Origin of the sequence: Saccharomonospora sp. CUA-673, from assembly GCF_001942305.1 — a bacterium.
Lineage (GTDB): Bacteria > Actinomycetota > Actinomycetes > Mycobacteriales > Pseudonocardiaceae > Prauserella.
In genome coordinates, this window is record NZ_MKKE01000004.1 from 1 (window position 1) to 13,876 (window position 13,876).

Annotated in this window: 10 protein-coding genes and 4 pseudogenes; 2 read left to right on the top strand and 12 right to left on the bottom strand. The window is 71.1% G+C overall.

Features of this window, described 5'->3' with window-relative positions; genetic code table 11:
* The 6 genes and pseudogenes from BJF85_RS02290 to BJF85_RS02315 all read right to left on the bottom strand — a co-directional run.
* The coding region (locus tag BJF85_RS02290) for a nucleotidyltransferase family protein (RefSeq protein ID WP_075845565.1) at nt 1-751 on the bottom strand (751 nt) is incomplete at its 3' end.
* Nucleotides 748-1,545 carry an IclR family transcriptional regulator C-terminal domain-containing protein gene (locus BJF85_RS02295; RefSeq protein ID WP_075845566.1) on the bottom strand — a complete coding sequence of 266 codons (798 nt, stop codon included), beginning with the start codon at nt 1,543-1,545 and terminating at the stop codon, nt 748-750. The genes BJF85_RS02295 and BJF85_RS02290, both read right to left, overlap by 4 nt.
* Before the next feature lie 38 nt (nt 1,546-1,583).
* Nucleotides 1,584-2,347: pseudogene (gene pcaD / locus BJF85_RS02300) on the bottom strand (3-oxoadipate enol-lactonase).
* A 20-nt stretch (nt 2,348-2,367) separates the two neighbouring features.
* Nucleotides 2,368-3,543, bottom strand: a complete 1,176-nt coding sequence (locus BJF85_RS02305) for a thiolase family protein (protein ID WP_075845567.1) — start codon at nt 3,541-3,543, stop codon at nt 2,368-2,370.
* Nucleotides 3,540-4,304, bottom strand: coding sequence for a CoA-transferase subunit beta (locus BJF85_RS02310; protein WP_075845568.1), 765 nt, complete (start codon nt 4,302-4,304; stop codon nt 3,540-3,542). The genes BJF85_RS02305 and BJF85_RS02310 overlap by 4 nt, the downstream gene beginning before the upstream one ends.
* Entirely contained in the window at nt 4,301-5,125 is an 825-nt protein-coding gene (locus BJF85_RS02315; protein WP_075845569.1) for a CoA transferase subunit A, read from the bottom strand. The genes BJF85_RS02310 and BJF85_RS02315 overlap by 4 nt, the downstream gene beginning before the upstream one ends.
* 395 nt (nt 5,126-5,520) lie before the next feature.
* On the opposite strand from BJF85_RS02315, the pseudogene BJF85_RS30990 reads away from it, so the two are divergent.
* Nucleotides 5,521-6,360 (top strand): annotated as a pseudogene (locus BJF85_RS30990) (DUF222 domain-containing protein); the annotation flags it as partial.
* 378 nt (nt 6,361-6,738) lie between these two features.
* Here the strand turns inward: BJF85_RS30990 and lgt are convergent.
* The 6 genes and pseudogenes from lgt to BJF85_RS02350 all read right to left on the bottom strand — a co-directional run bounded on the left by lgt (nt 6,739) and on the right by BJF85_RS02350 (nt 13,113).
* A complete protein-coding gene (gene lgt / locus BJF85_RS02325; protein WP_075845570.1) occupies nt 6,739-7,773 on the bottom strand; it encodes a prolipoprotein diacylglyceryl transferase in 1,035 nt (344 codons plus the stop codon).
* Nucleotides 7,774-7,815: 42 nt separating this feature from the next.
* The gene (trpA, locus tag BJF85_RS02330) at nt 7,816-8,601 is read right to left on the bottom strand and encodes a tryptophan synthase subunit alpha (RefSeq protein WP_075845571.1); all 786 of its coding nucleotides are present in this window, start codon (nt 8,599-8,601) and stop codon (nt 7,816-7,818) included.
* Nucleotides 8,598-9,823, bottom strand: a pseudogene (trpB, locus tag BJF85_RS02335) (tryptophan synthase subunit beta). Before trpB ends, trpA begins: the two are co-directional and overlap by 4 nt.
* A 15-nt stretch (nt 9,824-9,838) precedes the next feature.
* Nucleotides 9,839-10,648, bottom strand: a complete 810-nt coding sequence (trpC, locus tag BJF85_RS02340; RefSeq protein WP_075845572.1) for an indole-3-glycerol phosphate synthase TrpC — start codon at nt 10,646-10,648, stop codon at nt 9,839-9,841.
* Nucleotides 10,649-10,792: 144 nt separating this feature from the next.
* A complete protein-coding gene (locus BJF85_RS02345; protein WP_075845573.1) occupies nt 10,793-11,569 on the bottom strand; it encodes a Trp biosynthesis-associated membrane protein in 777 nt (258 codons plus the stop codon).
* Nucleotides 11,562-13,113, bottom strand: a pseudogene (locus BJF85_RS02350) (anthranilate synthase component I). The gene BJF85_RS02345 and the pseudogene BJF85_RS02350 overlap by 8 nt, the downstream one beginning before the upstream one ends.
* A gap of 207 nt (nt 13,114-13,320) precedes the next feature.
* Here BJF85_RS02350 and BJF85_RS02355 point away from each other — a divergent pair.
* Complete coding sequence (locus BJF85_RS02355) at nt 13,321-13,866, top strand: TetR/AcrR family transcriptional regulator (RefSeq protein WP_075845574.1); 546 nt, start codon at nt 13,321-13,323, stop codon at nt 13,864-13,866.
* The last annotated feature ends 10 nt before the right edge of the window (nt 13,867-13,876 follow it).

Genomic DNA, 13,876 nt, shown 5'->3' on the forward strand with positions numbered 1-13,876 from the left:
GAGACCTGCCCGCCGGCGAGGCACCGCTCACCCCAAGCGCAGATCCCACGCCCAAACCGCCAACACAACGACGCGAAATGCCAACACGGCGACGCAGAACGCCAACACGGCGACGCAGAATGCTGACACGGCACGAAACCGGGCCCGCGCCACCCCCAAGGGGGTTACTCCAGGCGTCGGGGGTGTCGGCGTCGCGGCCGGTGGCGATGTCGCCGCACTCGACGACCCGGACGTCGGTGCGCCCGCGTAACCACCCACGCGCACCTTGGTCACCAACAGCGTGTTCGGCGATCTCGCCCCACCACCGTCGCCCGAACAACACGGGATGCCCGGGAACCCCGTCGTAGGCGGCCCGCACGACGGCGTCGACCCCGGCACACGCCCGTATCCGCGACACAACTCCGGCCCCGACGTCGGGCAGGTCGACCAACTGCACGAGCACAGCTTCCACCGAGGATCCAGGGCTCCCCTCCCCGCTCTGCCAGGCCTCGAGCGCCGTGAGCCCCGTGCGGAGGGAGGCGCCCATGCCCTCGGCCCAGTCGTCGGCGACGAGCACGATGCCGGACTCCGGCACCAGTGGACGGGCCTCCTCGGCGCGTGCTCCGAGGACGACGAACACGGGGTCGCAGCCCCCCTCGGTCAGTACCCGCACGGCGCGGGCGACGAGCGGTTCGCCGCGGTGGGTGGCGAGGGCTTTCGGCATGCCGAAGCGCCGGCCCTCGCCGGCGGCCAGTACGAGACCCGCCGTCATGTGCCGGGCGGGGCGACGGACGTCAGGTCGGCCTCGATGCGCCGCGCCGCCTCCTGCAGCGGTGGCAGCAACCGCCGGCGCATCTGGTCGGGCGTGGTGCGGGAGGCGTGGGTCGACAGGTTGACCGCGGCGGCGACCCGGCCGTCGGATCCGCGCACCGGCACGGCGATCGACCGCAGGCCGTCCTCCAGTTCCTGGTCGACGAGCGCGTACCCCTGTTCCCGCACGGCCGACAGTTCGGCCCGCAACGCCGCGGCCGAGTCGGTGGTGCGGTCGGTGAACCGGTGGAACGTCGCGGCGTCGAGGTATCCGGCGAGGTCCTCATCGGACAGACCGGCCAGCAGCACGTGCCCCATCGACGTCGCGTGTGCGGGAAACCGGGTGCCCACGCTGATCGTCACCGCCATGATCCGCGACACCGCGACTCGCGCGACGTACGCAATGTCCGTGCCCTCCAGCACCGACATGGAGCTCGACTCGCTCACCTCGCCCGACAGCCATTCCAGGTGCGGTTGGGCGAGCTGCGGCAACGACAGGCTCGACAGGAACGCGTAGCCCAGTTCGAGCACCTTCGCCGTGAGCGAGAAGTGTTTGCCGTCGCTGCGCACGTATCCGAGGTCGGCCAGCGTCAGCAGGAACCGGCGCGCCGCCGCGCGTGTCAGCCCGGTTTCCTTGGCGACCTCGCTCAGCGTGCGCTGCGGGGTGTCCGCGCCGAACGTCCGGATCACCGCGAGGCCACGCTCCAGCGACTGCACGTGGTGCGTGGCGCGTTCCGACTCGTGGGGTGTGCTCATAGGACACTCAACCTACTGGCCGCCCGGCCCGTTCACCGTCAGGCTCCGCGCAGGTGCGTCGTGATGAGCTCGGTGAATCGCTCCGGCTGCTGGACGTTGCCCAGGTGCGAGGCGTCGTCGACGACCTCGAGCCGCGCGCCCGGGACGCGTCGGCGATGACGCTGCCGTGCCCGTCGGGTGGCGTGGCCGGGTCGTCGGCGGTCGCGATCACGAGCGTCGGTGCCGTGACGGCGGGCAGCCGGTCGAGCAGGTCCATGCCGCCGATGGCGTGACAGCACGCGGCGTACCCGGCGGCGGGTGTCGTGGCGACCATGCGGTGGTAGTACGCCCGCTGCTCGGGATGGTCGGCCAGCCAGCCCGCGGTGAACCACCGTCCGACGCTGTCGTCGGCGATCGTCGACATGCCCTGCAGCGCGGTCCGCGCGCGGTCGGCCCACGACTCGGGTGTGCCGAGCGCCGCCGACGTGCAGCACAGCACGAGGCTGCGCATCCGTTCCGGCGCGTGGACACCGAGCCACATGCCGGTCATCCCGCCGAGCGACAGGCCCACGACGTGCGCCCGTTCGGCGCCCAGGTCGTCGAGCAGGGCGACGGCGTCACCGCCGAGGTCGGCCAACGTCGCCGGATGCTCGGGAACCGGGGTGCGCCCGTGCCCGCGGTGGTCGTAGCGCACCACCCGGTATCCGGCGGCGACGAGCGCCGGCACCTGCGGGTCCCACATCTCCAGGCTCGAGCCGAGCGAACCCGACAGCACGACGACCTCACCGTCGGCGGGTCCTTCCACGACACTGTGCACGCGCATGGCTTCTCCTCGCCCGGCTCTCACGCTTCCAGCACGACGGCCAGGCCCTGGCCGACGCCGATGCAGATCACGGCGAGACCGTAACCGCCGCCCGTGCGCGCGAGTTCGTGCGCGAGCGTGCCCAGGATGCGGCCGCCGGACGCGCCGAGCGGGTGGCCGATGGCGATCGCCCCGCCGTTGACGTTGACGATCGCCGGGTCCAGCTCGGGCCAGTCGGCCAGGCAGGCGAGCGACTGGGCCGCGAACGCCTCGTTCAGCTCCACCGCCGCCAGGTCCGACCAGCCGATGCCCGCGCGGCGCAACGCGATCTCCGCCGCCTCCACCGGTCCGATGCCGAACACGTCCGGGTCGACGCCCGCGGCGCCGCGGCCCGCGATCCGCGCGAGAGGTGTCGCCCCGATTCGGTCGGCCGCCGCCCGGTCGCCGAGCAGCACGGCCGATGCGCCGTCGTTGAGCGGTGAGGCGTTGCCCGCGGTGATCGTCCCGTCGCCGCGGAAAGCCGGCCGCAGACCCGCCAGCTTGTCCACTGTGGAGTCACCGCGGATTCCCTCGTCCCGCGTGACATCGGTGCCCGGCACCGGTACGACGTGGCCGTCGTAGAAGCCGGCGTCCCACGCCCGCGCCGCGTTGACGTGGCTGGCAGCGGCGAACGCGTCCTGGGCCTCGCGCGTGATGCCGTACTTCTCGGCGAGCCGTTCGGTCGCCTCGCCGAGCGAGATCGTCCACCGCTCCGGCATCCGCGGGTTCACCAGCCGCCAGCCGAGCGTCGTCGAGTGCAACGTCTGGTTCCCCGCGGGGAACCCCTTCTCCGGTTTCGGCAGCACCCACGGCGCGCGGCTCATCGATTCGACCCCACCCGCCACGACCAGCGACGCATCGCCCGTCGCGATCGTGCGGCTCGCCTGCATCGCGGCGTCGAGGCCGGAGCCGCAGAGTCGGTTGACGGTGGCGCCGGGCACGGACGTCGGCCACTCGGCCAGCAGTGCGGCCATCCGGGCGACGTTGCGGTTGTCCTCCCCCGCCTGGTTGGCGGCGCCGAACAGCACCTCGTCCACAGTCGCCGGATCGAACCCGCCGCGGTCCCGTAGCGCCGCGAGCACGTGCGCGGCAAGGTCGTCGGGCCGTTGGCCGGCCAGTCCGCCGGAGTACTTGCCGAACGGGGTGCGGACGGCATCGAGCACGAACACGTCGGTCATCCCGACGCCTCCTTGAGGGTCCGAAGGGTGGTCAGTTCCTCCGACGTCGGCGCATCGGTGCGGCCCACGTCGGGTGCCACGGTGAGGTCCCAGCCGGTGGCCGCCCGCACGTCGTCGACCTCGACGCCCGGGTGCAGTTCGGTCAGGACGAGTTCCGAGGTGTCGGGATCCGGGCGCAGGATGCCGAGGTCGGTGATCACGAGCGTCGGACCCGCCCCGGGCAGGCCGAGGCGTTGCCGGTCGCCCTTGCCCGCACCGTGCCCGACCGAGGTGACGAAGTCGACCTTCTCGACGAAGCTGCGCGTGCTCTGCCGGACGACGACGAACACCTCGCCGCACGACGCGGCGATCTCGGGCGCGCCCCCGGCTCCGGGCAGCCGCACCTTCGGATCGGAGTAGTCGTCACCGATGACGGTGGTGTTGATGTTGCCGAACCGGTCGAGTTGCGCGGCGCCGAGGAAGCCGACGTCGATCCGCCCCGGTTGGAGCCAGTAGTTGAACACCTCGGGGACGCTGATCACCGCGTCCGCGGTCTCGGCGAGCACACCGTCGCCGATGGACGACGGCAACACGTCCGGTTTGGACCCGAGCGTGCCCGATTCGTAGATGAGCACCAGGTCGGGCGCGTGGGTGCGGCGCGCGACGTTGGCCGCCGTCGACGGCAGGCCGATGCCCACGAAACAGCGGGTGCCGTCGCGCAACGCGCGCGCCGCAGCGATCGACATCATCTCGTCGGACGTCCAGTCCGCCGGCGCGGTCATCGCGTTGCCTCCTTCACCGACTCCTGGCCCAGCTCCCGCACCCAGTTGCCGAACGCCTCCCGGTCGCTGCCGATGGAGTCCCAATGCCGGTAGTAGGCGTTGTCGCGGTCGTAATAGCCCTGCGCGTACGACGGGTGCGCGCCGCGCGGCACCTCGGCGACCGCCGTGACGGCCCAGCTCGGCAGGATCACCTGTCCCGCTACGGGATCCAGTTCGTCCACGACCTCCTCGACGGTGACGAGGCTGCGTTCGGCGGCGAGCACCGCCTCCTTCTGCACACCGACGAGACCCCACATCTGCACGTTGCCCGCACGGTCGGCGCGCTGCGCGTGAATGACGGTGACGTCCGGGTTGATCGCCGGCACCGCGGCCAGTTCCTCACCCGTGAACGGACACGTGACCCACTTGATCGTCGACGTGTGCTCGGGCAGGTCGGTTCCGCGGTAGCCGCGGAGCACCGCGAACGGCAGCCCGCTGGCCCCGGCCACGTAGCGGTTCGCCATCCCCGCGTGACTGTGCTCCTCGATCTCCAGCGGCACCGGCCAACCGCGCTGCACGGCGTCACGGAACCGGTGCAGCGAACCCACACCAGGATTCCCGCCCCACGAGAAGATCAGCTTCCGCGCACAGCCCGCACCGATGAGCTGGTCGTACACGATGTCCGGCGTCATCCGCACCAACGTGAGATCACGACGCCCCTGGCGGATGATCTCGTGCCCCGCCGCATGCGGGATGAGGTGCGTGAAGCCCTCCATGGCGACCGTGTCACCGTCGGCCACCAGATCGCCGATCCCCTCGGCGAGAGTCACGATGTCTGCCACGTTGCCTACCTCGCGTTCCGTGCGCAGTACGCACGATTGTTCTTGTAGTGAACATACGACTGGGGGTGGGTGGGGGTCAAGGTTTGGGGGTTGGATTGGGTGCCGGTTTGGGACATGGAGGGGGCGCCTCGCCGGCTCGGCAGGTCTCCGGGATGAAGGGGGCGGCTGCGCCGCTGTTCCGAAGTGTCATCCCGTCGACCTGCCTTACGGCTATCACGCTGATCCGAGGGCGCAAGGTTTGTGTTTCTGCGTTTCCGTTCTTGCTGTGGGTTGCACCTCGGATCAGCGCGATCGGGCTTCGCCCAGGTCGACGGGATGACACTTCGGGGCGGGTTACACGTTTGGGTGGTGCATTTCGTTGTCTTGTTCGTTATCATTGCGTTATGTCCGATGCGATGTCAAGGGTCCTTCTCGAGCTCGACGCGGTTCGTGCCGCTCGGGCTCGACTGGATGCCCGTGAGGCCTCAATCCTTGCTCAGGCGGCCTCGCTGGAGCGCTGCTCGGCCAGCTTGGTCGACGCGTTGCGGCCTGTGCTGCGAGTGTCGCGTGCGCAGGCCACTGCACGCGTTTCTCGCGCTGTGGCACTGAAAGACCGCCACCCTCGGGTGCTCCAGCGGATGTTCCACGGGGAGATCGACTCCTACGGGGCGCTCCGCATCCTCGCCGCCACCTCGGGGATGTCCGACTCCTCGGCACGGGCCGTCGACACGGCGCTGTCCGACAAACTCGCCGCCGCACCGGCCACCACATTCATGCCCGACAATCGCGCCGCACACACCCGGAAAATCGCCGACCGGCTCGACCCCGATTCCGCCGCCGCGCGCACACGGGCCGCACGCTCGGCACGGAAAGTGGAAATCGTGCACGACGAGAACGTCGTATCACGCATCATCCTGTCCGCGCCCACCGAATCCGCATCCGCGATCTACGCCCGCGTCGACTCACTCGCCCGCGCACTCCGCCGCACCGACCGCACCCGCACCATGGACCAGCTCCGCGCCGACGTCACCACCGACCTGCTCCTCGGCCGCTCCCTCGGCGTCACCGCACCCGACACCGCCGCCACCGTGTCCCTGCACCTGCCCGCGTCCACCGCACTCGGCATCACCGACACCGGCTGCCACCTCGACGGCTACGGAACCATCCCCGCCGCCGTCGCCCGCGACATCATGACCAACCCACGCAGCACCCGGCGCACAGTCCTCTGCGATCCCACCACCGGCACACCTGTCTCACTCGGACGCACGCGCCGACAATCCTCGGCCGCGATCCGCGACCTGGTCCGCATCCGCGACCGCGAATGCGTCGTGCCCTGGTGCCGCCGACCCGCCCGGCACTGCGACTGGGACCACGCCCGCTCCTGGAGCTCCGGCGGCAGGACGTCGGTGGACAACGGCAGCGCACTGTGCCGCCGTCACCACCGGCTCAAACACAACCCCCGCTGGAACACGCGCCGCTCCCCCCACGAACGGCACGACCACCGTGACCACACCACACGGCATCGCCTACACCGGACGCACCGAACCCGTCCTCACACCGCGACCGTCCACACCCGACTCAACGGGCGCACGATGACGGCGCCGCCGGCGGCAGTGCCGACAGCGACAGCAGCGTCAGCGGTTGCCCTCGGGCCGGTCCGACGTGTCCGAGGTCTCCGAGGTCTCCGAGGTCTCCGCCTGCTCGTGCGCACTCTCGTCCGCGCGCTCCGACTCGTCGTCCTTGGCGTCCCGGTCGTCCTTGGCGTCCGGCTCGTCGTCGATGTCGTCGTTGGAGCGCAACGTTTCCGGCGCCTCCCGGTCGCCCCGCGACCTCGCCAACACGAAGTAGGCCACCGCGCCCACGAACAGCAGCGCCGACACCCAGACGTTCACACGCTGGCCCAGGATCTCGTTCGCCGGGTCCGTGCGCATCAGCTCGATCCAGAAGCGGCCCGCCGTGTACCCCGCCACGTACAACGCGAACACCCGGCCGTGACCCAGGCGCAGCCTCTTGTCCAGCCAGATGATCAGCAGCGCGATACCGAGGTTCCACAACAACTCGTACAGGAACGTCGGATGCACGATCTCGATCGGCACATCGTTCAGCGCCACACCGTTCAGCGGGTCCTCGATACCCGGGCTGTCCGGCGACACCCGCCGGTAGATCTCCAACCCCCACGGCAGATCCGTCGGCCCGCCGTACAACTCCTGGTTGAAGTAGTTGCCCATCCGGCCGATCGCCTGGCCGATGATGATGCCCGGCGCCACCGCATCCGCGAACGCCGGCAACGGGATTCCCTTACGGCGACACGCGATCCACGCGCCCACCGCACCCAGGGCGATGGCGCCCCAGATGCCGAGTCCGCCCTCCCAGATGTACAGCGCCCGGATCGGGTCGCGGCCCTCACCGAAGTACAGCTGGTTGTCGGTGATCACGTGATACAGCCGGCCACCGATGAGACCCATCGGCGCAGCCCACACCGCGACGTCGACAACCGTGCCCTTGCTGCCGCCCCTGGCCTGCCAACGCCGCTCGCCCAACCAGATGGCGGCGACGATGCCGAGGATGATGAACAGCGCATACGCGCGCAGCGACAGCGGTCCGACCTCCCAGACCCCACGATCGGGACTGGGAATGGTCGCGAGGAAGACAGACGAGGCGATGCTCACACGGCCACCCTAACGTGGCCGATCAGTGCCGGCTCGGGCGCGTCACACGCGCGGGCGGCGCACACCCTCGGCGAGTTCCTCGGTCAACGCCGTCAGCGCCGCCGTGCTCTCCCCCGCCTTCGTGACCAGCGCCGAACCCACGATCACGGCATCCGCGAACCCGGCCACCTCGGCGGCCTGCTCACCCGAACGCACACCCAGACCCACACCGATCGGCAGATCCGTGTGCTGCCGCGTCCGCTCCACCAGGCCGTGCGCCGCCGCGCCCACGCTCTCGCGCGCGCCCGTGACACCCATGACCGCCGTCGCGTACACGAAGCCGGTCGCCGCCTTCGCCGTCAACGCCAGCCGCTCGTCCGACGAGGACGGCGCCACCAGGTAGATCCGGTCCAATCCGTGCCGCTCCGAGGCCTCGCCCCAGTCCGTGCCCGCATCCGGCGTCAGATCCGGCGTGATCAGGCCCAGGCCACCGGCGGCGGCGAGGTCCCTGGCGAACGCGTCGACGCCGTAGTGGAACACCGGGTTCCAGTACGTCATCACCACGGCCCGGCCGCCCCGGTTCGACACCGACTCGACGACCTCGAACAGATGCTTCAGCCGGAAACCGTTCCGCAGCGCCGTGTCCGCGGCCGCCTGGATCGTCGGCCCGTCCATCACCGGGTCCGAGTACGGGAAGCCGACCTCCACCAGGTCCGCGCCGGCGTCCACCGTCGCGGCCAACAGCTCCTTCGACTCGTCCACCGTCGGATACCCGGCCGGCAGGTAGCCGATCAGCGCGCCCCGGCCCTCGGCACGGGTCTGCGCGAACAGCTCGTCGATGCGGCTCACACGTCCTCCACGAGATTGAAGTACCGAGCCGCCGTGTCGACGTCCTTGTCGCCGCGCCCCGACAGGCTCACGACGAGCAGACCGTCCGGCCCGAGTTCCCGGCCCAGCTGCAACGCGCCCGCCAGCGCGTGGGAGGACTCGATCGCCGGGATGATCCCCTCGGTCTTCGACAGCAGTTGGAAGGCGTCCATGGCCTCGTCGTCGGTGACCGCCCGATACTCGGCGCGGCCGGTGTCCTTCAGGTACGAATGCTCCGGACCCACGCCCGGGTAGTCCAGGCCCGCCGAGATCGAGTACGCCTCGGTGGTCTGGCCGTCCTCGTCCTGCAGCAGGTACGACAACGCGCCGTGCAACGTGCCGGGCGTGCCCTGGCTCAGCGTCGCGCCGTGCTCGCCGCTCTCCAGGCCGTGGCCGCCGGGCTCGAGGCCCACCAGGCGCACGTCCGGGTCGTCGAGGAACCCGTGGAAGATGCCGATCGCGTTCGACCCGCCGCCGACGCACGCCGCGACGGCGTCCGGCAGCCGGCCCGCCTGCTCCAGGATCTGCCGGCGCGCCTCCTCGCCGATGACCTTGTGGAAGTTGCGCACCATCACCGGGAACGGATGCGCACCGGCCGCCGTGCCCAGCAGATAGTGCGTCGTGTCGACGTTCGTGACCCAGTCGCGCAGCGCCTCGTTGATCGCGTCCTTCACGTCCGCGACCCGGTGCCCACCGGGATCACCTCGGCACCCAACAGCCGCATCCGCGCCACGTTCAACGCCTGCCGCTCGGTGTCGACCTCGCCCATGTAGACGACACAGTCGAGGTCGAGCAGCGCGCACGCGGTCGCCGTCGCGACACCGTGCTGGCCGGCGCCGGTCTCGGCGATGACGCGCTTCTTGCCCATCCGCTTGGTGAGCAGCGCCTGCCCCAGCACATTGTTGATCTTGTGCGAGCCGGTGTGGTTCAGGTCCTCGCGCTTGAGGAAGACCCGGGCACCGCCCGCGTGCTCGGCGAACCGCGGGGCCTCGGTGAGCAGCGACGGCCTGCCCGCGTAACCGGACAGCAGCCGCGCGAACTCCTCGGTGAACGCAGGGTCGTGCTGCGCCTTGTCGTACTCGGCAGCCAGTTCGTCGAGCGCGCCCATCAGCGCCTCGGGCAGGAACCGGCCGCCGTAGGGGCCGAAGTGGCCGCGCGCGTCCGGGCCGTGCTCCGTCACGCCGTCGGTCGAGGTCTCACTCACTCGGTTCGGTTCTCCTCAGCGACTGGGTCGCGGGCAGGCCGGGTGGGACCCGGCGGTGACGAGCTGGACGAGCGCCGCCTTCGGGTCGTCCGTGGCGACCAGGCCCTCGCCGACGAGCACGGCGTCCGCGCCGTGCCCCGCGTAGGCCATCAGGTCGCCCGGTCCGCGTACCCCGGACTCGGCGATCTTGAACGTCTCCATCGGCAGGCCGGGCGCCAGCCGGGCGAACACGTCGCGGTCCACCTCGAGGGTGTGCAGGTTGCGCGCGTTGACGCCGATCACCGATGCGCCCGCCTCCAGGGCCCGGTCGCACTCCTCGGCGTTGTGCACCTCGACCAGGGCGGTCATGCCCAGCGACTCGACCCGGTCGAGCAGCGCGACGAGCGCGTTCTGCTCGAGCGCGGCGACGATGAGCAGCACCATGTCGGCGCCGTACAGCCGCGCCTCGTGCACCTGGTACGGGCTGACGATGAAGTCCTTACGCAGGAGCGGCACGTCGACGGCGGCACGCACGGCCGCCAGGTCGTCGAGCGAGCCGCCGAAACGGCGCTGCTCGGTGAGCACGCTGATGACGCGCGCGCCCGCGTCCTCGTAATCCTTCGCCAGCGCGGCCGGATCGTGGATGGCGGCCAGGTCGCCCTTCGACGGGCTCTTCCGCTTGACCTCGGCGATGACGCCGATGCCCGACTCCTGCAGGGACGCCATGACGTCCCGCGGAGCGGCCACGTCGGCGGCACGCTTCTTCAACTCGTCGAACGGCAGCGCCGACTCACGCTCGGCGAGGTCGGTTCGCACGCCCGCGACGATGTCCTCGAGAACGCTCACCGAATGACCTCACCGGGTGTCGGGACCGTTGATTCACTCGCAAGGTGGCTCACAAAAACCTTCCCCTTCCCGCTGAAACGATGCTAACCCGCAGGCTCGTCCAGACCGGGCGCGGGTCGGGAATCGCGTTGTCCACCAGTCGTTCTACCGCGCCTGGCCGGAACCGGAAGGTCCGTTCGGACCAACCCCGCCGGCATCGGTGCCCCCGCGCTCGTCCGTTCGCCCGTCCGTGGGGCCGTCGGTGGGGCCGTCGGTGGGGCCGTCGGTGGGATCATTGCCCTCGGACAGCGCGTCCCACAGTTCGGTGTCCGGGTCGCGCTTGACGCGCTGCGTGCCCGGCGCGGCGTATTTCGCACCCATGCGCGCCATCCGGTGTCCCTTGGCGGCGAGCAGCGCGCCCGCCACGGCGATGAGCGCCCCGCCCGCCACCGCGGCCGCGGGACCCCACACGGTGCGTTCCGGCTCGCCGGAGGAGCCCTCGTACCCGACGGCCCAGCCGGTCCACTCGGGGTCGCCGACGTCGCCGCCGAGCGCCAGGTACCCGGTCCACACACCGGCGGCCAGCAGCAGCACCCCGAGGATCCGGCGCAGCAGCCCCGGGGCCGCGGCGGCCGCCGCGACGGCCGCCAGCGCGAACAGCGCGATCGGCACGGGCCACTGCACGAGATCGGACCCGGCCAGCTCCTCGACCATGCGGCCGTCGACGGTGAAGCCGCGCGGCACGTCGATCCAGACCAGCGCCGATGCGCCCCACAGCGCGGCCGCGCCGAGCAGCAGCGCCACCACCGCGACCCACAGCGTCCGCCGGTCGGCACCGGCGTTCGGCGTCGCTGCCCGGTCGGACTGGTCGAGCTGGTCGGCCTGGTCTGGCTGGTCGCACACGGTCTGGTCGGCCTGTTCGGACGTGGCGGGATCAGACATGGCGGACGTCATCCGTCGCGGCGCGCAGCGTGCCGGCGGCGGCGACCGCCGACAACACCGTGCGCGCCTTGTTGAGCGATTCGTTGTCCTCGTACTCGGCCTCCGAGTCGGCGACCACACCCCCACCGGCTTGCACGTGCGCAACCCCGTCCTTGACGAGCGCGGTGCGGATCGCGATGGCGGTGTCGGCGTCGCCTGCGAAGTCGAGGTAGCCCACGACCCCGCCGTACAGCGCACGCCGGGTCGGTTCGAGCTCCTCGATGAGCTCCATCGCCCGCACCTTCGGCGCCCCGGACAGGGTGCCCGCGGGGAAGCACGCGGTGACCGCGTCGAAGGCCGTCTTGTCGTCGGCCAGCTCGCCGGTGACGGTCGAGACGATGTGCATCACGTGGCTGTAGCGCTCGATGGCGAAGAAGTCGACCACCTGCACCGATCCCGGCTTGCATACCTTGCCGAGGTCGTTGCGCCCGAGGTCGACGAGCATCAGGTGCTCGGCACGTTCCTTCTCGTCCGCGAGCAGCCCCTTGGCCAGCTGCGCGTCCTCCTCCGGATCGGCCCCGCGCCAGCGCGTACCGGCGATCGGATGCGTCGTGGCCTTGCCGTCCCGCACGGTGACCAGCGACTCGGGGCTCGAGCGACGATGTCGAAACCGTCCATGCGCAGCAGGTACATGTACGGGCTCGGGTTGGACGTCCGCAGCACCCGGTAGATGTCGAGCGCGTCGGAACCGGTGCGCATCTCGAACCGCTGCGACGGCACGATCTGGAACGCCTCACCGGCGTGCACGGCCTCCCGCGCCGCCTCGACCGCCGCGTGGAAGTCCTCCTTGGTGCGCCTCCGGTCGAACTCCGGTGCGGGCCGGTCGAACACCGCGTTCGTGGCGGGCGCGGCGCGGCCAGCTGGGCCGTCATCGCATCGAGCCTGCGCACCGCGTCGGCGTAGGCCGCCTCGACCCGCTCGGGGCTGTCGTCCCAGTTCACCGCGTTCGCGATGAGCGTGACGGTGCCCTCGTGGTGGTCGAAGGCCGCCAGATCGGTCGCCAGCAGCATCGTCAACTCGGGGATGTCGATGTCGCGCTCGGCGATCTCGGGGAGCCGCTCGAGCCAGCGCACCGCGTCGTAGCCGATGTAGCCGACCATGCCGCCCGTCAACGGGGGCATGCCGGGCAACGGTTCGGTGTGCAGCATCTGCAGGGTCTCGCGCAGCACCGTCAACGGGTCGCCCTCGGTGGGCAGCCCGGCGACGGGGGTGCCCGTCCACACCGCCTTGCCGTCGCGCACCGTCAAGGCCGACGGGCTGTGCACGCCGATGAACGACCATCGCGACCACGACTCGCCGTTCTCCGCCGATTCGAGCAGGAACGTGCCCGGGCGGTTGTCGGCGAGCTTGCGGTACAGCGCGACGGGCGTGTCGGCGTCGGCGAGCACCCGGCGCACGACCGGGATGACCCGACGGTCCTCGGCCAGCGCGCGGAACTCGTCGGACGACGGCGTCACGGCGCCGAGGCCGACCCGGGCGGCCTCGACGGAATGGGCAGCGACCATGGCTCTCATTGTGCCGCTGAGGCCCGGCGCTCCCGGCGGTGGGATCCGGGGACCGGCCATGGGTGATGATGGCGGGGTGTCGACCGCCCGTGACAATGCCGCCGGAGACGCCTCCGGGAACACCGACCACGCGACCACCCCGGACGCGCCGACGACCCGCCGCGCAGGCGCGGCCGCAGGCCCGCCGGCGAGGACACGCGCGCCGCGTTGCTGGCCGCCGCCAGGGCCGAGTTCGGCGAGAACGGCTACGACGGCGCCACCGTGCGCGCCATCGCCGGCCGCGCCGGCGTGGACCCCGCGATGGTCAACCACTGGTTCGGCAGCAAGGAACAGCTGTTCGCCAAGGCCGTGCTCGACGTGCCGTTCGACATCGCCCAGGTCATCGACGTCATCACCGCCGAGGGACCCGACAACGTCGGCGACCGCATCGTGCGCACCTTCCTCGACCGCTGGGACGGCGTCGGCGGGGAACGGTTCACCGCCCTCATCCGCAGCATCACCAGCCACCCCGAGGCGATGCAGGTCCTCAAGACGGTGTTCGTCAGCCAGATCTTCGCCCGCCTCACCAGCACCATCGACACCGACCGGCCCGAGCTGCGCGCCACGCTGTGCACCACCCAGCTCATCGGCACCGGCATGGCCCGCTACGTCGTCCAGCTCGAGCCCATCCACTCGGCCGACATCGACACCCTCGCCGCCGCGATCGGACCGACCCTGCAGCGCTACCTCACCGGGAACATCGACGGCGAGTGAAGCGGTCCCG